Below are 26311 nucleotides of genomic sequence, written 5' to 3' on the forward strand. Positions count from 1 at the left end.
TTAATCCTGAAAGAGTTATGCATGTCTTATATTTGATAATTCATGGTGATACTCTTTACTTTGGCGAGATAAAGCGTATCACCTTTTTCGCAATAGGTTTCTTCTACACCTCAATGAGAGTGTCGCAGTTATTATCTGAATTCTGGAAACATGACAGATCGATTCGGATCTATGCTAATTAACAAAGTATTGAATTAAATACAAAAATTAAAAAAGTAATGGTATAGTTTATTTTTATCCTAACTAGGCTCTGTATGAAAGTTACACTAAATCATGCTGGTAATGGGGATTGTATCCTTGTAGAAAGCGAAAACTCTTCGATACTCATTGATGGTGGCACAGCTTCTTCATACTCCGTTTGGAAAAATGTGATTCAAAGCAAGACTCAATTAGATGCGATTGTAGTGACACATATTGACAGTGACCATATAAATGGTGTGATCAAACTGATTGAAGATCAGGACAGTCCTCAAATAGGGAAAATGTTCTACAACGGGGCCGAGCAAATACTTGGATTTGAATCTAATGATTTTAATTATCCAGATGATGATAAATTTGAATCTCTCCATGAAAAATTTACCACAATAGATAGTGAAATAAAAATTGGTACATCTGAAGCAACATCTTTATCCTATATATTAAAATGTAAAAATATTAATATAAATCCTGAAGCAATACACAATGCAATGGATGAGAAATTAAAAATAGGAGACTTTTTGATCAGTGTACTAAGCCCTACTTTAGAGTCATTACAACGTCTAAAGTTTGAGTGGATAGATACACTTGAAGAAGAAGGAATCAAGAGAAAAATAATAAATAAAAGTCACTCTCTAGCTTTCGAAAGCTATATATCACAACTGAAAGATATATATGTTGAAAATATTTCTGATGATTATTACCATGATATTGAATCACTATCTAATTACAATTACCAACGAGATACCTCCTTAAATAATGAAACAAGTATTGCACTTTTGCTTGAATGCGATGAAAAAAAATTATTATCAATGGGAGATTGTCACACCGAAGTTATTACAGCTTGGCTAGACTTTCATGGAATTGATATCATTGAAGTAGACGCCATAAAACTGTCTCATCATGGTAGTAATAAAAATATAAATATTGATTTCCTTAAAAGAGTAAAGTGCAATACATTTCTAATAAGTACGGACGGAAGCAAGTTTAAACATCCCGACTTAGAAACTATTGCACTAATTTCTAAATTATCCCCTAATTCAAAAATAATAATTAATGAAAAAATAAAACATATAAATCAGAACTTCGTTGACGCCATTTACAATTACAGTAGCACAGAATTATTGCTCGATGTTAAAGAAGTATATCTATGAACAATATACATATAAACAGAACACACAAATTAGATTCAATATATATTCTAATTAGCAATGATGGGCAAGGAAGAGAAAAAAGAGGAACATGTTTCTCTATTAGTGAAAAAATTGTAATCACCGCATGGCATGTAATAGAAAGCATGGTTAATTACAGTTGTTATTTAACTAGTGATGATGCCGATGCAGAAAATGCATTGTCATTACATTTAATTGATAAAGATGAAGATTTAGATGTAGCTATCTTAGAAGTTGTAGAACATGCTTTTAGTAGTTATATACAAGTCAATGACATGTATTGTTTAAAAGGAAGGCCAGTAAGTTCATGTGGTTACCCTAAAGAAAAAGGACGAAAGCATTGTACAATAGATACAGAAATCACTGAAAACTACGATAATATAAAATCAGATAATATTTCTTTTGAAATAAAACAGTCGACAAACATTACTAATTATAAAGGCATGTCTGGTTCACCACTTCTTGTAAATGGGCAAAGTATTGGAATATTATTAATACAACAAGGTGGGGCATCACTGTATTGCATTTCATTTCGAGACATTTGTGAAAAGAACAGTGTAATTTCAGAATATTTAAATTTAAATAGGAAAAAAAACAACCCACAAGAAGTTTTATTTTATAGATACTCATTGAAAAGTGAACAGTTCTACTTAGAAAGAAATGAAGATATAAATTTTACAAAATCAATATTATTAAATAATGTTTGGTTATCTGGTGCTTCTGGTTCTGGCAAGACAGCCCTTTTAATGAGAAACTTAATAATGCATGAAATCCAATACTGCTATGTAGATTTTAGTGCAATAACAGTATTAAATAAAAGTGATGTATTGGATGAAATATTTTATTCTATTTGCGAAAAATTCGATTTGGACGAATTCGAAAGAAAAGGAAACATAATAAAAGATATTTGCAATCTAATTAAGCATCTAAATATAAAAAAACTTACCATAGTTATTGATGAATTAAGTATTGAATCTAGTGAGCTATTAAGGGAAGTCGCTAATAGCCTAATGCAATTGGTCAATCATGTAGCAAATAAATATGAAGAAAACACATTAAAATTTTCTGTATCTACAATTGTCTCACCTTCAGATTTACTAAGTAACTTATCTAAGGCTAAAGAGTTTTTTTATTTTTTAAATTGTGACTCATGGGATACTGAACTAGAAAACTTATTTTATATATTATGTATAAATTTATGTTTAAATATCGAGAACGAAAAATATTTGGTTCTTGAAAAATCAAGAAACTCACCAAGACTATTGAAGTCAATTATAAAAGAAATTATCATTCTTGATAATGTTAACTTAGAAACTGTGAATAATGCTATTTGTAAAGTATTAGGAGAGGTTGTTGCTCATGACTAGAATATTAAAAAGGTACACAACGATTCCGCAGAATCTATATGTAAATCGAAAAGCAGATAAACAACTTGAAAGTATTATCGGCGATATGCAACGACCAGGATATGTTCTTGTTGCAAGACAAATGGGTAAAACAAATCTATTATTTAATGCTAAAAGACAACTGGAAAACTCAAGAAGACTTTTTGCTTACGTTGATATGTCTAACGTTTTTAAAAAAGAACGTGAGTGCTATCAAAATATTATTGATTGTATCATAGAACCTAATAGTGAAAAATTTTCAATTATAGGAGGTGAAATAGATATAATCAGAAATAGCAAACTCCCACCACATAAAGAATACATGAGGTCTTTAAGAGTATTATTAAAAAGTTTTGATGGTGACTTAATTATAATATTAGATGAAATAGATGCACTTAAAACATCGGATTACTCTGATAACATATTCGCACAAATTAGAAGCAATTACTTTTCTAGAACAAATTTCAGTGAGTTTGAACGCCTGACCTATGTACTATCTGGTGTTATAGACCCTATAGAACTCATAAAAGATAGAAACAAGTCACCATTTAATATTGGAGAAAAGATATATTTAGATGATTTTACTAGAGAAGAATATTTGTCATTTTTAGATAAGAGTGGCTTGTTACTTTCTGATGAGATTTCTAATCATGTATTCTCTTGGGTAAATGGAAATCCTAGATTGACATTTGACATATGCTCAGAAATAGAATTGTTTCTGATTGAAAATGGCAACATTAGAACTATTGATATAGATAATATAATAAAAAATAAATATTTAAACAGCTTTGATGTTGCACCGGTTGATCATATTAGAGCACTTGTTATTGATAACATTGAAGTTATAAACGTTTTAATTTCTATGTATGATGACGATTTTGAAAAAATAAATGATGAGTTACAAAAAAAACTTTATCTTTATGGCATTACGGATTCTAGCTTTAAAGATAAACCAGATTTTAAAAATAAAATAATTAAACTAACTTTGAATTTAGATTGGTTGATTAATGTTAGAGATAGTATTAATAATCGAAGCTTGACACTTTCTCAAGCTTTACTCGAATTTGATCTAGGAAAATATAGAGAAACTGTAGATATATGTAAGCTGTTACTTGAAAAAGAAGATAGTTCAGATGATTTTGACGTTATTACTTACTTTTTAGGATTCAGCCACTATAAACTAGGTGAGCATAAAAGTGCGATACAATGTTTATCATACAACTTTAAAACTGAGCTTTATAAAAATCGTGGTATCTGTATATCAGGAATAAGTAAAATACTTATAGGAGAAGTAGAGGAAGGTCAAAAAAATTTAAGATCAATAATAGATTGTGATGATAACTTCTCAAGTCATAACGCTATGATTAACTTAGCAAGAATAGAGGAAGATAATCAGATTTCATTAGAGCTTTGGGATCGTCTTTTTATCTCTGCATCTTTGTCTCAGTCAGAAAAAGATAGTAAAGAAAATAAATCATATTGTTTTGCTTCTTTATATTTTACACATGAAATTCATATAAAAACTGGAGAGTTTGACAAAGCTAAGGCAGCATTAGATAAAGCTTTTGAATATACAGGAAAGTCAGAATCATTTATTTTACAATTTAGCTTAGCCAAACTGAAAAATGACTCAAGTGAAACATGTACAGATATAATTAATTATATTATAAACAACAAGTTAACTTTTGAAAATAATGAAAATGAATTCGGGCTAGGATTTAGCCAATTAACATTGTGTGCATTTCTAAACTATTCATTCAACAGGGTTGAACGAGAACATTTCATTAAAGTTTTCGATTATATTCGTGAAGTTTTACTTAAATCAAACTCTAAATCTTATAACTTATTATATGAAGCTGCGCTAACTCAAAACTTCAACAAAGATATTCTATTATTTTTATTAGATGAATCTGAATGTATAAATGAAAATCTACTATTAAAAATTTATATTGAACTTGTAATAGAAAACATACAAAACGAGGAACTGTTTTTATTTTATTTTCATAAATTCAATGCATTAGAAGTTAAAGACGACACTTTTAATGAGACTCGACTATATGTTTACATGGCATATATAGATAGAATATTTAAAGTTAATAATATATCAAAAATGCAACATCATTTAGCATATCTTGAGAATAAAGTATCTAACTATGCCAATGATGAAATATTAACATTAGCCAGTTCTTTAATACATTTCTGGAAAGGTATTGTGTTAAACAGAATTGGATATGACACTGCATCTTACGACAGTTTTAAAAAATGTTCTTCTATAATTAATGGCTCAAGCTTTAAATCAACAAAATATTTTAGTGAAAGACATTTTTCTAGTATAAATAATTATGAATCAAACTTTAAGCCTAATAATTACCTAGCATATGATTATATTAAGAAAGCAAGTTTCTCAAGCCCGCTTAAGAAATACACAAACAAACAGCTAGTAAAAGTACTTTATTTTAGCAATGGCAATATAAAAACGGGCAAATACAAAAAATTTATCGATGATATAAATAGTTCAAAATGTCAAATAATAGAAGATTTATAATCTCAATACGCAAAAGCTATGGAAGATAGATTACGAGTTGTGGATGTTGAGATTATCTCTTTAGCTTTCTAAACAGTATCTTAGGTTGAAAGATGGGACAGGCATAACTCTTTTGGGATTAACGGCCAACACCGAGATCACAGAAGTTTACCCTCCCCTCGGAGTTGCCGCAGGGCATTTGCGTTCGTTGCGTGAGTCTCGCCATGGATAATGGAATGGACCCATCCACTTTTAATCGGCCTCGCAATGGGCCACGATGTAGTCGCTAAAACTCATCAGAAAGAGGACGGGTCCACTTATGAAGATTACTACAATTGGTTTAGATATCGCAAAGTCTGTTTTTCATGCTGTTGGTGTCGATAAAGCAGGCAAGTTAATCAAAAAGAAAATGCTTAGACGCAAGGACTTACTTCCCTTTCTTGCTCAAATTGAGCCGTGTCTGATTGTGATGGAAGCCTGTAGTGGGGCAAATTATTGGGCCAGAGAATTTGAGCTGTTGGGCCATAACGTCAAGCTAATCGCACCTCAATTTGTGGTGCCTTTTCGGCAAGGTAATAAAAATGACTACAACGATGCCTTAGCCATCGCTGAAGCTGCGCAGCGACCCAGTATGCGGTTTGTAAAACCCAAAAGCGTTGAGCAGCAAGATGTGCAACTGCTCCACCGCATGCGCGAACGATTAACTAAACAATCAACCGCCTTAATCAATCAAGTCAGAGGGATGTTAGCGGAATACGGCATCGTGATAGCCAAGAGTAAATCGGCTTTTAAAGTACAGTTCCCAGATATTTTAGCGGATGAAACCAATGCGCTAACCACCAAAGGTCGGGCCATTTTTTATCAGTTATATGAAGAGTTTAGTGATATAGAAAAACGGCTTAAGGGTTGTGACGTTCAAGTGCTCACTGAAACTAAGAACAATGTGATTTGCCAGCGTTTAGAAACTATCCCAGGTATTGGTCCAGTCACCGCTACCGCCTTTTATGCCGCCGCAGGTGATGGTAAAGATTTCAGTAATGGTAGACACTTTTCAGCTTGGTGTGGCTTGGTTCCCAAGCAACACAGCAGTGGAGGTAAAGATAACCTCCTTGGAATAAGCAAGCGGGGAAATGCTTACTTACGTACCCTGTTCATCCACGGCGCCAGAGCTGTGTTACAGCACAGTTGTCATAAACAGGATAAATTTAGTTGCTGGGCAATCCAGTTAGCAGAACGCCGAGGTTTTAACCGAGCCTGTGTAGCCGTCGCCAATAAACTCGCGAGAATGGCATGGGTTATCGCGGCGCATGACGAAGAATATCGACTTCCAGTATAGTGCTGAATAGATTCAATAAACGTTAATAATTAACCAACCAGCAAGTTGCTAAGACACTTGAATTGATGATGAGACAGTCAGACTGATCTACTGAAAACCTTAGCTCGGCATAGGCTCATAATGAAGCCGCAAGGATGATAATGAAGCCGCAAGGATGATAAGGACAGTAGAAGCAGATATCCATCAGGGCCAGAGGCATACCTCAATAACAGGCCGAATATATGGGTGCAATGAACTCTTCTCAAAATCGCTATCGAATGTCTTGCAAACCGGATGGGTCCATATATGCCGAGATAGCGTCAGTCGAATCAGGGACGAGCGTCTGACGCGGTAGCATAAGGACGCTAAATGCCCAAGGGGTTTTCAACTCCGTTAGGGGCGTCTTGGAGAATCCAAGGAGGATAGGACGAGCAGTCCTCCTTGGTCGGGTGTGGGGTGAAGCCCCACGACTTTAATTCACCTCGGTCGTAAGGCCGTTATAACTAATCATCTACATAATCAGGTATGGGATGAAGCCCACGACTTTGATTCATCTCGGCAGTAAGGCCGCAAAACTAACTCGCAACACAAAGATTTTGCTGAATCTTCCAACGGCGTTCCATTACTGGGATAGAGAACCCATAACAACACACTACAATCAAAGGCTGGATTTGAAAGCTCAACTCAGGCCAAAGCATGAAAGCCGTCGTACAAGCCAAAGTGCGCACTATTGCATGCACAATCGCTACCTTTTGCGCCGCAACAACCCCATAAACCAACCACATTAATCCGGTCTGCACCGCAAGGGCAAAAGGCAATGCCAGATAATTTTCCATAAAGAATGGAATGCTGATAGCAAAGGTCAGGAAACTCATGCCCACTGCGGCCAAAAATACGTTATCAAACCAATTACGCTCATACTTTTTCTTGAACGACATGTTCTCACCGGTTAGCCGAGAAATGCCCATGGCTAAATAGACGATTGAACCCGTTCCGATAAATACCGCCATCACCAACTGCGAAGGCGATAACATAAAACTTAATACAAACAGCAAGATCCACACTATCATGCCAGATAAGGGCATAGCCAAAGCACGTTGTTGACGGTATTCGATTAACTGTTGATCCAATGATGTGTGTTGCATGATTAAGCCTCCTTGTTTAGATGACTTAATTATCTACGCTAACAATCCAACACGGCAGTGTGTGTTGTCAGCAATAGACGATGACAAATGTCACCTCTTTCAGCAAAGTCCTAGAAAGTGTAAAAACGTGGCCCCCTGTTGCTGAATTTACTTTGGTATAAGCTTGAAAAAAGCGACAATCAAACATATCAAAGGCATAAGTAAGTTAATCCCTGTAGCGCAGCTAATACCCAAAATAGGGTTTAGATGACTACAATGGTGACGAAAACACAATAACAGCATATAACTCACGCTTTACCCTAGGGCTATCGCGCGCCTAAAATGCGCTATGTTACTGCTTTAGTCATTGGCAACTCGATTTTTTACCGCATTTTTAGATTAAGGGTTAAATGGAATATGGAACAAATATTTGAAAAATTGATGTATGCATCTCGCTGGATTATGGCGCCGATTTACTTGGGATTAAGCCTAGTCCTAATCGGTTTAGGCATTAAATTCTTCCAAGAGATCTTCCATATTCTGCCGATCATTTTTGAGATAACCGAAGTGGATCTGGTGCTGGTCACCCTATCCCTGATTGATATCACCCTAGTGGGTGGCCTTATCGTGATGGTGATGTTTTCTGGCTATGAAAACTTCGTGTCACAATTAGATGTGGGCGAAGACAGTGAGAAGCTCAGTTGGCTCGGTAAGTTAGATTCTGGCTCATTAAAAAACAAAGTCGCCGCTTCTATTGTGGCTATTTCATCTATACACCTGCTGAAAATCTTTATGGATGTGAAGAATATCGATAACGATAAAATCATGTGGTACCTATTAATCCACATCACTTTTGTGTTATCAGCCTTTGCCATGGGCTATTTAGATAAAATGACCCGCGCTGGTAAGTAGTCGCTTCACGCTGAATAAGTTAAACGTTAACGGTTTTAACACTGTGGAAAGTTTAAAAGTAAAACCTGGGCAAATATAAAGTTTATTCGCTTCTACTAAATTAAAAATGCCACTCTTTTGAGTGGCATTTTTAATGACAAAACCCAAAAAATTAAGGCAATCCACTAACACTAGTTATTCCACACACATCAACTTAATTTCACCTTGTTGACTCATTAATCTGCACTCATTTAAATCTTAATGCAGCGATTTGTAATATCTATTTTTCAACTTGTTGCATTAAATATTTAGATATCAGTCATACGGTTTAAATCCATTAAAAATACTTACCCAAAGGCGTCAAAAAAATCTATAATCGCCACCTTTTTGACAAACTTGTCACCAATGCATCTATCCGTAAATAACCATCCCTGTAATCGCAAGGTAGTAAAGTGAAAACACAGTTACTGGCTCTCATGCTCGTCAGCCATATTGGCTACGCCCATGCCAAGGAAGATTTGGCCTCAACTCTAAACGCAGAAGGAATACCACTGAAGAGTCATAGCATCGATTTTATCGATAAAAATCTCAAATTAACCTTGGCCTGCTCCGTTGGCGATCTGCAACCTAGCATTAATGTCACTATGTCGGAGTCCTTTGCATTTAATGGTGATCCTAGCGTACTCATCATTACCAGTGGCGAACAGACTAAGCTGAAATTGCATGGTACTGGCTCACTGATGAATTTTAGTAGTGGGGGCGCTGCCAACCCAGATCTATGGGCAAGTTTAGGTGAACTGCAGGCTCAACAAATACACCTTGAAGCAGTATCTTTTCGCTCTAGCAAATACACTAGTGCAGACCTAGTTGCCGTAGGCTTTGCCGATGCAGTGGTCAGACTGAAACAAGATTGTGCCAAGTAGTCACCTCAATCAGCATTTAATCAAATCGTAAAAACAAAAAGCCACTGATGACAGTGGCTTTTTGCATTTATGTGTATATGACATTACGTCTAGATTAGCTCTTGGCTAGCTCGACCTGATGCACTTTTTCAGTTTGGTCCACTATGGTCAATACCGCAGCATCACCTACCACGTTACAAGAGGTCAGCACCATATCGATAATGCGGTCTAACGCCGCGACTATGGCGAAGGCTTCTATCGGTAAACCCATTTGATGGATTAACACGCCTATCATCACCATGCCGCCGCCAGGCACACCACCTGCACCGACAGAGAGCAGGAATATACTAAATAGCAGCGAAGGCAATTGATCAGAGGTGATTGGCATACCAAAGGCGTTAGCGACAAAGAAAATCGCGATAGTGATGTAAATCGCCACGCCGCCCATGTTCATTGTAGCGCCGAGCGGCACCCCAAAGCCTGCTACCGCGCGATTCACACCTAACTTTTCGGTTAAGGTACGCATAGTCACAGGAATCGTCGCATTCGAGCTTGCGGTCGACAGTGAAAACAGCACTTGCTCTTGGGTCTTCTCGCGGAAGGTTTTGGCCGAAATCGGGGTGAATATACCCACCGCCATTGGGTAAACCACAAAAATCCACACTAGTAGCAGCGCGAGGATCAGCACCATGTACTCAACTACGCTCATAAACACGCCAGCATCTAAGGTCGCGCCGAGCTTGAACATCAAGGCAAACACACCGTAGGGCGCTAGGCTCATGACCACAGAAATCAGCTTCATCATGATTTTATTCGCGGTTTGAAAACCATGCACTGCGCCAGCGACATGCTCACCGAGTGACTTAATCACGCCACCAAGCATTAAAGCCATAAAGATCACTTGCAGCATATTGCCCGATATAAAGGCCGCCACAGGGTTACGCGGGACTATGTCAATCACCAGTGCCATCAAACTTGGCAGCTCAGTTGCAGTAATCGCCAGGCCGTCTGTGCTGCTCATATCGACGCCTTTACCAGGGTCGAGTAACAGCACGACTAATAATGCCGTCGCGATCGCGACAAAGGTATTGATGATATAAAAACCAAAGGTCTTACCGCCTAAACGGCCAAAGCTTTTAAGATCTTGCAGCTCACAGACACCACAAACAATACTCACAAACACTAATGGCACGACTAGCATCATGATCATATTGACGAACATAGTGCCAACGCCGCCGGCAAGCTCGACCAAATTGTCCGAGAAGAAGCCGATATCGTTTAAGAAGTACTGCACTATTGTGCCGAAAATAAGACCCGCAAACAGACCTATAAAGATCCGCGTCGAAAGTGATTTCATCATGCTTGTGGTTTCCCCAGAAATGTAGTTTTTTTGTTATTCATCTTCCATGATGAGCACAATTGCCAATCCATTTTTGGCTTAGGCAGGGGATAGTGAAACATGCTAGCCGTTAATTCAATGAATAAATTTCACTTTTTCATCTTAAATTAAGCTAACCGCATCACGGAAAATTAGTAATAGATTGATTTTAAATGACAAATAATAATCATGCTCAATCAATGAGCAGACTAAAGACTTATTTAAAACCGTATATTTAAACAGAATGAAAACCAATAAACCACAATATAAACATATTAAAAACAACTAGAAAATCAACCTCAGTCTTAATGACTAAAATTAAACTTATAAAAGAATTTAAAACTAGATAATTGCACTAAACCAGAGAGATGGAATGCGTGATGGCTAAATATATGGCACTAACACTAGTTCAAGCCCGTGAGCTAGCAGGTGTTGCTGTTTGATGCTAATACTGTGTTGAGTTAACCAAAAAGCTAATTCTTGCCAACGCTTTAAATCGGCATGCTGAAGATATTTGGTCTGTTTCGCTTGCTTGTCGAAATCATTGGTTGAATTAATTTGCCCAATGGCCAACAACTCGGCAGCAGCCGTCAGCGCAAGTTGCGGCACAAGGCAATGGGTCACCCCCATTAAGGTATGGGCGATTTGCAGCCCTGCAGGATCTAAGTCGGTAAAGGCGATAATCGGCAGCTCGCCTGCCATAGCTTGCAAAAAATGCCGCACACCAATCGGTGAATGATGACCGCTACCGCGGTAAATAACCATGAGGTTCGTTAGATCCTCAGGTAAACGCGCTTGATGGATAACATCAAACACATCCAAGTTTTCAACCACTAAGATGGCTGCGACATGAAGTTCACGGCAATGCTTTTGTGCTTCCTCCAAAGGAATACGCAGCGAGGATAAAGCGGAGATTGCAACAGGTGGCGATTGAAAGCCCAGAAACTTGAGTAACACATACTCGGCTTCTGGGCGGATCTTAGCGAGCTTCTCATTATGACTTTTGGCGGACATCGCCATGCGATCGACATTGAAATCCAGATCCCTGAGATCAAGTCCCATTAGCGCCAACACGCCTTGCCTTAACAGATCAAAGTCTTTGGGTGCGAAGCACAAATATTTTTCAGACTCATCTAACTCGCCCACTTCTAACTCGCGGTAAATCGCGCGCCAGTTAGCCGTGAGCTTAACCTTGGGAGAACGCTTAATAAAAGCCTTCTCCAACAGCTGCAGTTGTTGCTGACCTAGGCTAGCCATAACTCAACATCGCGAATGATAAAGTTACCGCTATAGATGGGATGCGGCTCACCCAAAGGCTCAAGCTCAAAGTAAGCTTTGTGTTCATCGGGTAGGCCTTCATAACCGCCAATGACTTGATAAATCCAGCTTTCGGCTTCCCAAGGCAATGCCTTATCCACCAGATATTCCAGCGCGGATTGACGCAGGCCAGACTCAATAACATCGACAAAATACTCATCCACCGCCTGTTTGAGCGGATTATCCGGCACATCGAAGTCTTCACTTTGGGTGAGGGACACGGACGCATCTCGCTCACGCACCGCTTCAATCACGGGATGACGACTAATGGCTTTAATGTGCGCGACTATGCCCATCAACTCTAACTCTTGGCTGGCGTTGTGCACGTCTACTGAAGCAGGCGCGAGCAAGATTTCGGCGCGATTGAATAGGCTCGGAATTTCCTTGTGGGACACATGGTCCGCAGGCCGATAATCCGGATGCAAGTCAGTGTAGAGTAACCAGCCCTTAAGCAAACGGGTACGCCCACGGATTTGTCTGAAGCGGCCTAAGAGTTCGAGTAAACGCCCCTGCACTACGCTCAGTTCCTGGGCGCAGTCGCTCATGGTTTCTTGCAAAGTCGTCACTAAGAGTTTGCGCAGCTCTCGGATATCGCCGGCGATTTCGCCAAGCTCACTAAACTGGAACATCTCTAAGCCATTAAGCAATTCAGAGACTTGGCTTTGGGCTAATTCATTTTCACGGATCTTTGCGTTGATCGTACCGACATAACCGAACTCGTTATTGATCCGGCCCCAGAGCACACGAATCGAATAACGCAGACTGTCGGCAAAGCTATAAACATGCTCGCTCAAATCCGACAAATAGGCTTCAGCAGCGCTGTAATCTGAGCTGTGACGCGCCTCTTTGTAATGGTCGGCCAAGGTTTTAATGGTCGCTAAGGCCGAGCCGACGTTAGAGTCGATTTGGCGATTACGCTCGTCACTTAAACCTTCTTCGAGCAAGGCACGCACAGAACGCTTAAGGCGCAGCTCTTGATCTGGCTCTGGCCGCCACAAAATGCCGGCCTGTTTAAGCTTTTCAACCACGCTTGGATCGTGGGCATCCTCGTTAAGAGAACCCGCTAAATAGGCGTCCATAATGATGTCAGCATGGCGACCTAACTGCTTGAGCAGCTTAACCCCCGCCTGATGTAAGTTACTGCTCATCACGGCCTCCTTGGTCGCAGCTTTTACCTAGGTTTAATCGTGCCAACATTAGATTAAGTCCCGCTGAGTCGCCGTTTCCGCCTGCGCTTCTAGGCTTAGGCCTTCGGTTTCGTCAATAAACCGAATGACTTCATACAGATAATCCAGCTTGCCCGTGGCGATATAGATTTGCTTCTCCGCATTGGGGCGCACTAAATAGCCGAGTTCGACTAAGCGTTTGAAGACTAACTTGATTTGCGCATCGCTGTTGGTACTGGTCGAGCCAAATAGACGATATTGGCTGAGTTTGGCTAACTGCTCACGAAACGCCGGCGTGTCTTCGATGCGACTTTGCAGCTCAGTTAAACGCACGGGCGCGCCTTCGCTCAGTGGCGCATCTTGACCACTGGCCTCTTGCACTAATACCAGCCATTCCACCAGCGGGATCAATGCCTGACAGATATCTTTAAACTGCGATGAAATCACTTTGCGCTCGCTATCGCCGAGCTGCAAATAACCGCAGAAGAACACATCACCTTCGGCGGCGGACGCCACGGTACGGTTAATCTGGTTTAAATAGCCTTCGACCCGCTCGCGGGTGCTACTATTTTTAAGGGCGCGCCAGCCTTCTTCATTGGTGGTGCGGCAAATAAACTCGCCCTTGAGTAACAGCTCAATCAAAGCGCCAGTGCCAACTAATACGGTTTGAGTTGCATCACTCATTAGATGGCCTCCTTCGACAAACGCTTATTCAACATGTCGGCAATTGCGCTTTTCACGTTAGCCTTAGGTTTTACCAGCTGCAACATCTTGGTTTGTTTTAATTCAAGCATGATTAGATGGCCTCCTTCGACAAACGCTTATTCAACATGTCTGCAATTGGGTTCACCTTTGGTTTTACCACCTGCAACTTCTTGGTTTGTTTGTTGATAATGTAACGATTGGCGAACAAGTTCAGCACCTCAGACTCTGGGTTCGGGAAGGCGCCCAGCACACAAATGTTGTTGTTTTCGCAGGCGTCGAAAATCTTCTTCACGTTGGTATGGTGCAAAGTGCCCAGCTCATCAATTGGCCAGTGAATGGTCACATCGGCACGGCCACGCAACAAACGCGTGAATGCCAGCAGGAACTTACACAAAATTAGATACGCCATACCGTGGCTTGAGGATTCGTTAAGCTGTCTGTCGGTGCGGATAATCAGATCGCTGTTACCTTCTTTAAGGCGCAGCTCGATTTCCAGCAACTTAGAGATGCCCCCCGTTAACGCGGCACGGCCGATAATGTCTAAGGCGCGGCGCATGCTGTTGGTGTAATCCTCATCGGGCAAGCCATTAAAACCATCGGCTTTCCAATGTTTAAAGGCTTTGACGAACTGTTCAAGCTCAGGCCAGAACTCTAACTCGCTGATGCGCGAGCGAATACGTACCGCCGATTCAGACACGCCTTCGAGGAATAACTCTTCGCCTACTTCGCGGGTTATACGTGCACTTTGGGACGCGATGCGACGGTCGATATCTGCTAATACATCGTAGAAAGCGGTTAAGTCGACACCAAAAATCCGTCCTTGCTCACGCAGCGCAGTAATCGATTGCGGCACTATCACGTTCAGCAATTGCTCAAGCTGTGGCACTAACTTGCGGTAATCCAGCAGACGAATGCCTTTGTCGTTGATAAAGCTCGATTCTTCGCGGGCACGCTCCCATGTTTCGGCAAGGCCAGAACCTGACTTGCTGGCGATCACTGAGTCGAAATGCTCCACATATTGCTTCACTGACCCCATTAGGTAATCGCGTTTCAGCAGCAAGTCTTCACCTTGGCGCAGACGCTCGCCTAGGCTGCCTTGGGCTTCTTCGTTATTGGTCGGCAACTTAAGCTCGGCGAGTTTACGCATTACTGCACGTAATTTAGTTAAGTTTTCGGAGGCTTCAACCTGCGCCGCATCGGACGCTTTACGCTCGGTTTCGAGTTGTTGACGGCGAGTCTTAACATCTTGAGTTTTCGCCTTAAGCTGTTGATCGATTTCCGAGACCGCGCGCTTCACATCGCTAAGCTGAGTTTGCAGTTTAGGTTTGCGCATCAGCCAAGTGTGTTGATACCAATCGTCAAAGCGCAGTACATCGCTGCGACGCTGCTCAGCGTGGCTGATTTTGGTTTCTAACTCGCGAATTTGTTGCTTGAGTTTGAGGATATTCTCCTCATCCACACCGCGGGATTTAAGCTCGTTTTTGTACCAGGTCTCGCAGGCTTTCTGCTCAATTTTGGCGCTTTCGCGGCGGCCTTCAATGGTCGCTTTAATTTGGCCGAGTTGATTGTCGAGCGCGCCGATGACTTCCTGCCAATAGGCTTGTTTTTCCATGCGCGCTTCGAGCGCTTGCTCTTTTTGCTCTTCGAGCCAGAGTTCGTGCTGATGTTTAAGCTGTTTCAGCTCGCCATCCAGCTGAGTCAATCTTTGTCCTGCATGGGCTTTGCGCTCGCTCAATGCTTTGTTGATTTTATCTTGCTCACTGCGCTTTTCATCGAACAGACGACGCAGATCGTCACGGCTATTTTTATACGCTGTGCGGGCAAAAGTGAGTTCACGGCTGAGATTATCCAACTCGCCATTAATGGCAACTAGCTGAGATTCGGCCTCGGCCTGCATTTCTTGGGCGCTAGTGTGGGCTTCTTCGGCTTTGCTTAACCGAATCCGCAGCTCTTGCTCGGAGGCGGCATATTCAGGCACATCGATCGCTTTAAGATCTAAATGTACGCCAAAGAAAGCTTCGCTCGACTCGCTAACTAAACTGGGATGTAAATCAGTGCGATGCAGTAGTTCAGGCGCAATCACTTTACCTAGACTTTGCTCCCAACCTTGGGCTTCCTTACGCAGAAACTCCAATAGGGTGTGGGATTGCGGGAACAGCATGTGGTGCAGTTCATCCAGCGCAGTTTGACGCTCATTCACCCTTAAGGTGGCGATACGCAAGGCTTCGTTGGCTTGGTCACGTTTGGCTCTGAGCTTGCGCTCATCGCTGCTTAAGCGCTCAACCTTGGCATTGCAGCTTTCTTGTTCTTCATCGGCGCGGTGAATACGTTCGTCGAAAATCGCTAGGCTCAGCTTTTCTTCTTCGGTGTAAGTCACGCCATCGACACGTAATTTAAGCTCGGCGGCAGTGAGTTTAAATTGGTATTCCTGCTCGCTAAAGCTGGCCTTGCCCGCATCCATTTGGTTGCGCCATTGCAACTCTAAGGCGTCGATATCGGTGCGCGCGACTTCGCGTTGCTTATCGCGGGCTTCGCGCTGCTTATCTTGGTCGGCATGCAAACCTTCTAGCTCGCGGTTTAACTGCTCGCCAATCTTACTGCGACGGGCATTGTAGGCCGCCTCGATATCTTGGTGCTTCTCGGTTTGCAGCTTATGGCGTTCACTTAAGTTTTCAACATCGGTGCGCCAGTTTGGCAGCATCTCAAGATCGGCCTTAGCTTGCTCTATGTTGGCATCTAAAAAGGCGCTGTGCTGATCTTCAATGGCATCGAGTTCATACTCGCACTTGGCCACATCGCCCTTGGCGGCCGATAAATCGAGGTTGAGCTCATCGCGCTGCTCTTTCCATTCATCGTCGAGCAATCTGAGTTTTAAATTCAGCTCTTTAGATAAGGTTTGCTGAATATCTTGGCGATCGGCTTCTAAGGTTTCATCGTTACGATAACCACGGGACAAGCTTGATAAGCGCAGTTCGGCGCTGAGCAGTTGGTTAAATTCTTGCTCGAGTTTTTCAAACTCAGGGCGAATGACTTCAAACCCTTGGATAAGTTGGCTTTCACGGATCCACGCCTCAACGCGCTGTGGATTTAAGCGTGAGCTGGGCGGATTAACCCCGTCTTCCTCCAAAATAGCGGCGATCATGGATTTGACCGTCTCCATCTTGCCTTCTTTGGAGTGCACCGCTTTGGCGAGTTTTTCGATGTGGCGCAGGGAATGCTCGCCCTCACACAGGGCAAATTGGCGTGCATAGCCGCGCAGTTCGCTGCGGTTGCTGCCCGTGCTTAATAGGGTGCGATCGTTTTGAATAATGGCGCGATATTCGCGGGTGTTGAGCAAGTTAGTGGTAGCGATGCCGGCACGTTTTAAATCACGGCCTAATTCCGCCATGGTGTGGCACAGAATAGTGTCGCCATTTTGCGATTTAATATAATCGCTTAGCTCAAAACCTTTGGCGATAAAACGATAGTTAACGCCCTTACCATCGCCTGCAGAGGCCAGCACGGCTTGGTACAGTAAGCCATCGGCCTTTTGATATTCGTAAATGATGTAGCTTGAATCGTGTGGCAAGTACCAACGCTCGAAACTGTCGCGGGTCGAAGGCACCACGCGGCTTGGGTATTCGCCATAAAAAACAGGGACTAGACGTTGTAATGTCGTCTTACCCGAGGCGTTAGTACCACAAATGTTGGTATGGCCATTGAGGGCGAGTTCCACAACGCCCGGAAGGTGCGTATCAATCAGCACAATACGAATCAAGCTTGCCATTTCATTCCTTATGCAAACGGGAGAGTCTTATCTAAGCTGCAGAAGCCTTCTACAGGATGAAGAGAAAACAATCCAAGAGGGCCACAGACCTTAAAAAAGCACTGTAAAAAGTGATTTTAAAATCATGACCTAAAAATAGTGCCCCTAAAATAAGGCAATCGCGGTGTATTGGCAATTAAGCGGCGCTGCACTAATGCCACAGCTCACAATCTTTACGCCCAGAATTGGGCCCAGAACTAAGCTCTTCTTTACGCCCAGAACTAAGCTACTAGCAAAGCCAATACTAACCGCCAATGATACGACAACTTAGCCAAAATAGGCGGCTAACAAAGCGGCAATTAGCGCAGTAAAAGGTAAATTTTAGCGGTTATCTTCAAGGCGCAGGCGATCGGCGATCCGGCTATAAATCAGCATCATTTCCGCCAGCGATCCCACTTGCATGCCTTTCATCAAATTGGCGCGGTGGATCTCGACCGTGCGCATGGCAATACAGAGGCTATCGGCGATCTCTTGGTTCTTCAACCCTTGGGCAATCAGGTTGAGTATCTCCCGCTCCCTTGGCGTGAGCGCTTGATAAGTCTCAAGATACTGATTGTCTTGATAATGCGTTTTAGCATGTTCCAACGCTTTGAGTACCGCTTCGGCTAACTTAGCGCCATCGGCGGGCTTTTGGAAAAAATCCACCGCACCGAGTTTGAGCGCTTCTACTGCCATAGGCACATCGCCATGGCCGGTGAGATAAATCACAGCTAACGGACTATTTTTGGCGACTAATTCGAGATGCAACTGCGGACCGCTCAAGCCCGGCATACGCACATCGACCAGCGCACAACCCGGCAGGGTTAAGTCCACGGTAGTAAAAAAGGCTTCGGCACTATCAAAGTCAGTGATCTTGAGGCCATAACTTTCGAGCATAAAACGCAAAGAACGACGCACTGAGTCATCGTCATCGATTAAATACACAGGTAAGGCAAGACTCATTATTGAGCTCCATTAGGTTCAGGTTTACGCGGTATAGCCACCTGCGCTTGGCAACCGCCGCCCATAGCGCTTTCTAGACTAAAGGTCCCGCCATGGCTCTCGGCAATATCGCGGCAAATCACTAAGCCTAAACCTAATCCCTCTGATTTAGTGGAATAAAAGGCTTGCATCAGCAGACTGGCAGCTTCGGTTAAACCCGTGCCATTATCTGTGACAGTCAGCAAAAGTGTGCGTTCTTGATAGCGAAGATCGATATCGATCGTCGGCGTGTATGGCTTTTGCGTGATGATCTGTTCTGTGCCACTGGGTTCAAGCTCTAACCGCTGAACACAGGCATCGGCGGCGTTTTTCAACAGGTTAAGCAGCAACTGCTGCATGCCGACTTCATCGAGGGACTGTAAATAGGGCTCGCCGCTCACATTCACGGCAAGATTGATTTGATGTTGTTCAAACTCATAGGCGAGCAGCGGCACAGTCTCATTGACCAACTCATGCAAGTACAAAGCTTGTTTCGATACAGGCCGTTTCTTCAACAGGTTGCGTAAACGGCTGATAATACTGTCGGCTCGCGTGACTTCCTGCTGGATCAGCATCAATACCGATTGCAGTTCCTCAGGGCTAGTACCCCGCTGTAATCGCACTTCGGCGCCATGACAATAATGGCCAATCGCCGCCAAAGGTTGATTCAGTTCGTGGGAGAGACTCGCGCCAAGTTCGCCAGCAATCGCAATGCGCTGGGCATGTTCCAGTAACGCGCGGTTTTCAGTGAGCTGGCGCTGAGTGTTAATTAACTCCCGGCCGCGACGGCTAAAACGATACTCCAACCAGAAATGGTACGCATTGAGCAGCACCAGAATCGCCAGCACAAACCAAGCCCATTGTTGATGTAACTTGACCCACTGCCACGCCCTTTGCCACCAAGGTGTTTGTAAGGGATGCATGTCGAGATCTTTGAGCAGTTGATCGATCGCCAACTGACTCACGGCCGTGGTCCAACCCGCAGAATCGGAAGACTTAGCGGCGAGGTGATCTTCGGGCAGTGCCAGCAGCGCTTGGGTCACGCTTTTAGCTAGAGATTGCGAGGCGCGATTGGTCTTCGCCATGGACCAGTTGGGATAAAGACGAGTCGAGACTTGGCAATGAAATCCCACCGGAGTTTGGTTATCGAGCACCCGATAATGGCCGATATTAATCAGCCCTTCTGCCTGCATCAGCTCAAGCTGACACACAGGCACTACAGCCGCATCCAGTCGATTGTCTTTCGCCGCATCATTACCACTTTTTTGATCATCTAACTGATATAACAAATTATCTAGCGGGAACCCCAGCGGAATGATCTCACCCACAAAGCGAGGCAAATCTATGCCCTTTAGCTGCGCTTCGTACACTAAGGTCAAGTAACCGCCGAAGGCATTTTTCGACACTATCCCGAGCCGACATCCCTTGAGATCACTTAAGGTGTGATAGGGTGAATCGGCGCGCACCACCAGCGCCGAACCCACTTGCATCGCCGCACCATTATTTAACGGACTGCGCAGGGTCGCCAACCAAGTGAGGGAATATTGCCGCGCCAGCATCACGGATTGCCCAGGGTTGGTGATCACAAAATCGAACCCTTGGGTTTCAACGCCCTTAGCGAGCTCATCGAGGGTGAGAGGATGTAACCTAAAGTAACTGTTGGGAATTTGGGTTTCAAGCCAACCCATTAACGGCTGCCAGCGGTTGATGGTCGCCTTATAGCCGCGGATGGCTAACACACCCACATCGACCACTTGATAACCGGGTTCTTCGGTAGCGACTGGCGCAACAACCTCAGCGTCCATTACATCCGAAGGCGCGCTTTGATTCTGCGGCTCGGCGGCAAACACGTTTGCGGAAGCGAGCAAGCACGCTAACGCCACGGCTAGTGCCATCCTGAAAATTATTCGAGGTGTCATCTTAGGCACAGTCCCTTGAATCGATAATGGCCGCTTGAGCGACATCGCTGAGCTAAACACTGTTTTCATCATCCTAAATAACGTGAAGTGCAATCCTTTATCCCCAATCACTCAAATTCAACTCAAGCTCAACTCAAGCTCAACTCAAGCTCAAATCCAGTTAAAAGCAGATCAAATTCAAATTGGAAGCAGGCCAAACTGAAGTTTAAAAGCCGTAAGAAATAAAACCCTATCATTTTGAAGGCTATTCTAACGGATATTTGTTGCGCTAGATCAAACCCACGCCTGATATGTGGAAAACCACTATAGTTATGCCGCCTCGCCTTTTACAGAATGCCTGTAAACCTCGCCATAAACCTTAACGCTAGGTCTATGAGCCAGTTTATTCGCCATCTTCAAGAGTGAAGGAAATCTGTATGGACAAGAGTAAACGTCAGTTTCTCGGCAAAATGGCCAGCGTCAGTGTTGGCGCCGCACTGATCCCTGTGGTGCAAGTGTATGCACAGGATGATAAGCGCAGCCCTCAAGTACACAGTGCCAGCGAAGGCCAAGTGGGTAAACGTTACGGCATGGTGATCGATCTACGTCGCTGCGTGGGCTGCCAAGCCTGCACCGTCGCTTGCACTATCGAGAATCAACCGCCCCTCGGGCAATTTCGCACCACAGTGCAGCAGTATGAAGTCTCGCAGCAGGAAGATACCACTCCGCCCGCCTTTTTGATGCTACCAAGACTTTGTAATCACTGCGAAAACCCGCCCTGTATTCCCGTTTGTCCTACGGGCGCGACCTTCCAGCGCAAAGACGGCATAGTGGTCGTCAATAATGAATGGTGCGTTGGCTGTGGCTACTGCGTGCAAGCCTGCCCCTATGATGCGCGCTTTATCAACCACGATACTAATACCGCCGACAAATGTACCTTCTGCGCCCATAGGTTAGATGCGGGATTACTCCCCGCCTGTGTCGAAACCTGCGTAGGAGAAGCCCGTGTGATTGGCGATCTGAATAATCCCAACAGCCAGATAAGCCAACTGCTCGCCGCCAACAAAACCGATATCAAGGTGCTCAAACCAACGGCCAACACTGCGCCACGGGTGTTCTACATCGGCATGAGCAGCGCTTTTGAGGACAAGATTAGCGGCCAAGCCCCAGTTAGAACCTTACTTACCGATACTGGCGAGGAGATCCACCATGGTCATTAAAGAAATCTTTACCCCAGATATCGCCATTACTTGGCTACCTTGGGCGGTGCAATACTTTTTTATGATGGGTCTGGCCTATGCCAGTGTGTGGGTGGCGACAATACACTTGTTTAGTCACGCGAAACCCGATGACAGACTGCTGAAACTCTGCGCCTGTTTAATGTTAACCGCAGGCATAGTCGCCCCTATCGCCTTACTCGCCGATTTACACCAACCACTGCGGGCTTGGCATTTTTATGCGCAAGTTCGCCCCGATTCGTGGATGTGGTATGGCGCCTTTTTATTGCCCGTATTCTCGGGCACCAGCGCAGTATTTGCTTGGCTGCTACTGCGTCAATATCTGCCTAAGCACACCGCAAATCAAGACTCAGATTGGCTGAATAAAATAGGCCAATTACTGAGATTCGGTGATTGGAACAGTGACAAATTCATCAAGCCGATCGCGATTATCACGGCCCTGAGTGCCTGCAGTATTGCCCTCTACACTGGCATGGAAACCATGGCCATTAAGGCGCGGCCACTGTGGCATACCTATTGGCTACCACCTTTGATGGCGATGAGCGCCCTGCTCGCTGCCTGCGGCACTTTGGCTGTGTTGAATCGACTATTAAAGGGCTACCAACAGCGCACCCAAGACGGCCTATTACTCTGGGTAAGAGCCAGCTTTGGTCTATTCGCCCTGTGCCTTATCGGCTGGGCGTTATTCGATAAGGGCTCGGCCCCTGAAGCCGCGTTATTGCTTGAAACCAGCCCAAGTTGGCAACTGGCTGCGATTTGGGTACTGGTCACACTCGCCGTGCTGGCACTGATGCTCGCCATTCGTCACTTACCCAATGTGGCAATGTTAGTCGTCAGCCTCACGGCCATTCATCTCGCGTGGGGATTTCGCTGGATAGTGCTCATCCAAGCGCAAACCGATCCTAAATACGGCGCAGGGACTTACCTCTATCAACTGCCTTGGGGACCCGAAGGGCTATTAGGCATAGCCGGCACCTTCGGTCTTTGGCTGGCATTAATGGCGCTGGTCTCCGAACTTATTCGCCACACGCCTGCGGCAAAGCTTGCTCGCTGAGCACCCAATTAGTTTACAGAATGAAGGAGTCCATCATGGATAAGAGTAAACGTCGTTTTATCAAAGGGGCCGCTGTCACGGGTGGTGTGGGATTATTTGCCGCGGGTTATAGCCATACGTTAGCGCAAATGGGCAAAGGTGTCGTCAATGGCACGTCAGGGAAACCGACCCAAGATCCGCTGCATGGCAATTCCTTAGCGCCTGAATACAAAGTCGATTTACAGTCAGGTCAGCTGATCAGCAATGACGATCAGCGCGTCGCCAATACTATGTGCTTAGGTTGCTGGACCAAATGCGGCGTGCGCGCTCGTATCGATCAAAAAACCGATAAGATCATCCGCATCAGCGGCAACCCTTATCACCCGTTGTCATCGCGCGAACATATCGATTTCGATACGCCAATCAAAACTGCATTTGTCGGGCTAAGCGCCTTTCAAGAACAAGGTCTACAGGGGCGTTCCACCGCCTGCGCTCGTGGTAATGCCATGCTAGAACAATTGGATAGCCCGCATCGTGTTACCCAATGTCTTAAGCGCGTGGGTAAGCGCGGCAGTGGCCAATGGCAGAGCATTAGCTTTGAGCAGTTGCTGAATGAAGTCGTCGAAGGCGGTGATTTATTTGGCGAAGGCCAAGTTGAAGGCTTAAGGGCGATTCGAGATATCGCCACGCCGCTCGATGCCAATAATCCAGAATACGGCCCTAAGGCTAATCAGTTGCTGGTCTCGAACGCCTCCGATGAAGGCCGCGATGCCATTATCAAACGTTTTACCTTCAACAGCTTTGGCACACGTAACTTTGCCAACCACGGTGCTTATTGCGGGTTTACCTACCGCGCTGGTGCAGGCGCTTTATTGGATGATTTGAAAAAATACGCTCACTTAAAACCCGATTGGGATCATAGTGAATTTTTACTCTTTATCGGCACCTCGCCGCAGCAATCGGGCAATCCCTTTAAACGCCAAGCGAGACAACTGGCTAACGCGCGAGTCAATAACAGCAATTTCAGTTATGTGGTGGTGTCGCCCATGCTGCCCAATACCTCGAATCTACCTTGTGCGGGCAACAACACTTGGCTGCCGATCCGCCCCGCCACCGACTCGGCCCTCGCCATGGGCATGTTGCGCTGGATTATCGATAACCAGCGCTATGCCGCCGAGTTTTTGAGTGCGCCCAATGTCGATGCCGCAAAAGCATCAGGTTACCGTGGCTTTAGTAATGCAGGCTTCTTGATAATCAGCGAGCCCACCCATCCAAGATATGGCCAGTATCTTTTTGCCAGCGATCTTGGCTTGCCCTTCGAAGGCAAAGCCTATGGAGAGCAGGACTCGCAGTTGGTTGTCGATGCAACGAGTGGCGAGGTAGTTTTTGCTAGCCAAAGTCAAAAAGCCAAGCTCGACGTTAACCAAAACGTCGACACACCTAAGGGAATGATTGCGGTTAAATCTAGTTTCCAATTGTTAAGTGAAGCGGCGCACAGCTTTGAAATGGCACACTATGCCAAGGAGTGCGATATTAGCGAAGCGCAGATTATTGCCCTCGCGGATAAATTTACCAGCCATGGCACTAAGGCTGCGGTGATCTCCCACGGCGGCACAATGAGCGCCAATGGTTTTTATAGCGCGTGGGCAATCATGATGCTCAACGCTATGATAGGTAACATCAATCTGAAGGGTGGCGCATTAGCTTCCGGCGGTTCATTCCCGGCATTTGGTAAAGGCCCAAGGTATAATCTGCAGGAGTTTGACGGCATGGTTGAACCTAAGGGCGTTTTCCTATCGCGATCTAAATTCCCCTACGAGAAAACCTCAGAGTATCGCCGTAAAGTCGAAGCGGGCGAACCGCCTTATCCTGCTAAGGAGCCTTGGTTTCCGATTTCATCGCCCTTATTGGGCGAACATTTAACCGCGGCGGTGCACGGTTATCCCTATCGACTCAAAGCATGGATTAACCACATGGGTAATCCGATTTATGGTCAAGCGGGTTTAGGGGAAGCTATTGGTGAACAACTGAAAGATCCTAAGGTGCTGCCGCTGTTTATCAGCATCGACAGCTTCATCAACGAAACCTCGGCGCTGTCGGACTACATAGTGCCCGACACCTTAACGTACGAGTCTTGGGGCTGGACCTCAGCATGGCAAGGCACGCTAACCAAAGTTGCCACAGGTCGTTGGCCGATTGTCGAGCCAAGAGTCGCGAAAATGGCCAGTGGTGACGTGGTGTGCATGGAGTCTTTCTTGAGCCAAGTTGCGATGAAGCTGCAATTACCCGGCTTTGGCGAAAATGCCGTTAAGGCCGCCGATGGCAGCCTACATCCGTTAACGCGCGCAGCGGATTACTCACTTTACGGCGCCGCCAACGTGGCCTATTTGGGTAAAGCCGTCGCCGATATCAACGCCGAGGACATGTATCTTAGCGGTGTAAGCCGCATTCAAAGTGAGCTCAACGCTAGACTCAAGCCAGATGAAGTCAAAAAAGTCAGTTACTTATTTGCTCGTGGCGGCCGTTTTGAAGAAATGCGCGGCGCACGCGATGACGCGGGGAATCCGAGTAAAGTCTGGCCTAAACCTATGATGCTGTGGAATCCCGACGTCGGCAGTCGTCGCAACAGTCTCACAGGGGAATTTATGAGTGGTTGTCCGCGCTTATATCAACCCTCCTTGGCCGATGGTACGCCGCTCGATAAGGCGTTTGATAAGTCACAGTGGCCATTGCTGATCAGCAGCTACAAATCCCATACCATGAGTTCTATGAGTATTGGCTCGGATCGTTTACGCCAAGTACACCCTAATAATCCGGTGCGACTGAACGAGAAAACCGCCACTCGCCTTGGGATCAGCACGGGCGACACGGTAAAAATCAGCACGCCTAACGGCAGCGTGATCGCTTTAGTGGAATGTGTTGCCGGAGTGCACCCAGACTGCATCGCTATCGAACACGGTTATGGCCATAAAGAACTCGGCGCGCGTGACACTGTGATTGACGAGATTAAAATCGTCGCCAATCCGCTGATCCGAGTCGGGATCAACATGAACGACTTAAATCTGTTCGATCCCAGTCGTCACGGCCGCTATCCGCTGGTAGACTGGGCAAGTGGCGCCTCGGCAAGACAAGGCCTACCCGCTAAGATTGAAAAACTAAGCTAACCGCCGAGCATAGATAACGCTTAAGAAGCTGCCCTTTGGCAGCTTTTTCTATGGCATTCATTCAACCTAGATTACTCGAATAGCATGCTAAAATTCGTTATCCGCTCTGCCGCTACGTCTGGTCGGGCTAAAACCAAAG

Annotated in this window: 17 protein-coding genes; 9 read left to right on the forward strand and 8 right to left on the reverse strand. The window is 44.7% G+C overall.

Annotated features, from left to right (window positions below; all coding sequences use genetic code 11):
* Positions 1 to 254: 254 nt before the first annotated feature.
* The 4 genes from OX890_RS19775 to OX890_RS19790 all read left to right on the forward strand — a co-directional run bounded on the left by OX890_RS19775 (position 255) and on the right by OX890_RS19790 (position 6612).
* Positions 255 to 1349 (forward strand): ComEC/Rec2 family competence protein, encoded by a 1095-nt coding sequence (locus tag OX890_RS19775; protein ID WP_268649790.1) that lies wholly within the window; start codon positions 255 to 257, stop codon positions 1347 to 1349.
* Positions 1346 to 2734 (forward strand): serine protease, encoded by a 1389-nt coding sequence (locus OX890_RS19780; RefSeq protein WP_268649791.1) that lies wholly within the window; start codon positions 1346 to 1348, stop codon positions 2732 to 2734. The genes OX890_RS19775 and OX890_RS19780 overlap by 4 nt, the downstream gene beginning before the upstream one ends.
* The gene (locus tag OX890_RS19785; protein WP_268649792.1) at positions 2727 to 5297 is read left to right on the forward strand and encodes an AAA-like domain-containing protein; all 2571 of its coding nucleotides are present in this window, start codon (positions 2727 to 2729) and stop codon (positions 5295 to 5297) included. The genes OX890_RS19780 and OX890_RS19785 overlap by 8 nt, the downstream gene beginning before the upstream one ends.
* Positions 5298 to 5595: 298 nt before the next feature.
* Positions 5596 to 6612, forward strand: a complete 1017-nt coding sequence (locus tag OX890_RS19790; protein WP_268649793.1) for an IS110-like element ISSba19 family transposase — start codon at positions 5596 to 5598, stop codon at positions 6610 to 6612.
* Between the two features lie 554 nt (positions 6613 to 7166).
* Here OX890_RS19790 and OX890_RS19795 read toward each other — a convergent pair.
* Positions 7167 to 7736, reverse strand: a complete 570-nt coding sequence (locus tag OX890_RS19795; RefSeq protein WP_268649794.1) for a DUF7010 family protein — start codon at positions 7734 to 7736, stop codon at positions 7167 to 7169.
* A 396-nt stretch (positions 7737 to 8132) separates the two neighbouring features.
* On the opposite strand from OX890_RS19795, the gene OX890_RS19800 reads away from it, so the two are divergent.
* Positions 8133 to 8627: a TIGR00645 family protein gene (locus tag OX890_RS19800; protein WP_006084177.1), complete on the forward strand. Its 495-nt coding sequence runs from the start codon at positions 8133 to 8135 to the stop codon at positions 8625 to 8627.
* Positions 8628 to 9058: 431 nt separating this feature from the next.
* A complete protein-coding gene (locus OX890_RS19805) occupies positions 9059 to 9529 on the forward strand; it encodes a hypothetical protein (protein ID WP_268649795.1) in 471 nt (156 codons plus the stop codon).
* Between the two features lie 94 nt (positions 9530 to 9623).
* On the opposite strand, the gene OX890_RS19810 is transcribed toward OX890_RS19805, so the two are convergent.
* The 7 genes from OX890_RS19810 to OX890_RS19840 form a co-directional block, all read right to left on the reverse strand.
* Complete coding sequence (locus OX890_RS19810) at positions 9624 to 10868, reverse strand: dicarboxylate/amino acid:cation symporter (protein WP_268649796.1); 1245 nt, start codon at positions 10866 to 10868, stop codon at positions 9624 to 9626.
* Between the two features lie 402 nt (positions 10869 to 11270).
* A complete protein-coding gene (locus OX890_RS19815; protein ID WP_268649797.1) occupies positions 11271 to 12143 on the reverse strand; it encodes a DUF7281 domain-containing protein in 873 nt (290 codons plus the stop codon).
* On the reverse strand, positions 12131 to 13351 hold the full coding sequence (locus OX890_RS19820) for a phosphoenolpyruvate carboxylase (RefSeq protein ID WP_268649798.1): 1221 nt from the start codon (positions 13349 to 13351) through the stop codon (positions 12131 to 12133). Before OX890_RS19820 ends, OX890_RS19815 begins: the two co-directional genes overlap by 13 nt.
* Before the next feature lie 48 nt (positions 13352 to 13399).
* Positions 13400 to 14053: a hypothetical protein gene (locus OX890_RS19825; RefSeq protein ID WP_071939957.1), complete on the reverse strand. Its 654-nt coding sequence runs from the start codon at positions 14051 to 14053 to the stop codon at positions 13400 to 13402.
* Positions 14054 to 14165: 112 nt separating this feature from the next.
* Positions 14166 to 17840, reverse strand: a complete 3675-nt coding sequence (locus OX890_RS19830; protein ID WP_268649799.1) for an ATP-binding protein — start codon at positions 17838 to 17840, stop codon at positions 14166 to 14168.
* A gap of 360 nt (positions 17841 to 18200) precedes the next feature.
* Positions 18201 to 18821 carry a response regulator transcription factor gene (locus tag OX890_RS19835; RefSeq protein ID WP_268649800.1) on the reverse strand — a complete coding sequence of 207 codons (621 nt, stop codon included), beginning with the start codon at positions 18819 to 18821 and terminating at the stop codon, positions 18201 to 18203.
* Positions 18821 to 20758 (reverse strand): sensor histidine kinase, encoded by a 1938-nt coding sequence (locus OX890_RS19840; RefSeq protein ID WP_268650632.1) that lies wholly within the window; start codon positions 20756 to 20758, stop codon positions 18821 to 18823. The genes OX890_RS19835 and OX890_RS19840 overlap by 1 nt, the downstream gene beginning before the upstream one ends.
* A 416-nt stretch (positions 20759 to 21174) precedes the next feature.
* Between OX890_RS19840 and dsrO the strand changes: the two genes are divergently transcribed.
* The 3 genes from dsrO to OX890_RS19855 are packed head-to-tail and all read left to right on the forward strand — an operon-like array spanning position 21175 to position 26172.
* Positions 21175 to 21957 (forward strand): sulfate reduction electron transfer complex DsrMKJOP subunit DsrO, encoded by a 783-nt coding sequence (gene dsrO, locus OX890_RS19845; RefSeq protein ID WP_107403638.1) that lies wholly within the window; start codon positions 21175 to 21177, stop codon positions 21955 to 21957.
* Positions 21947 to 23029: an NrfD/PsrC family molybdoenzyme membrane anchor subunit gene (gene nrfD / locus OX890_RS19850; RefSeq protein WP_268649801.1), complete on the forward strand. Its 1083-nt coding sequence runs from the start codon at positions 21947 to 21949 to the stop codon at positions 23027 to 23029. Before dsrO ends, nrfD begins: the two co-directional genes overlap by 11 nt.
* 35 nt (positions 23030 to 23064) lie before the next feature.
* Positions 23065 to 26172, forward strand: coding sequence for a tetrathionate reductase subunit A (locus OX890_RS19855; protein ID WP_268649802.1), 3108 nt, complete (start codon positions 23065 to 23067; stop codon positions 26170 to 26172).
* Positions 26173 to 26311: the final 139 nt, after the last annotated feature.

This window comes from Shewanella sp. DAU305, assembly GCF_026802235.1.
Taxonomy (GTDB): domain Bacteria; phylum Pseudomonadota; class Gammaproteobacteria; order Enterobacterales; family Shewanellaceae; genus Shewanella; species Shewanella baltica.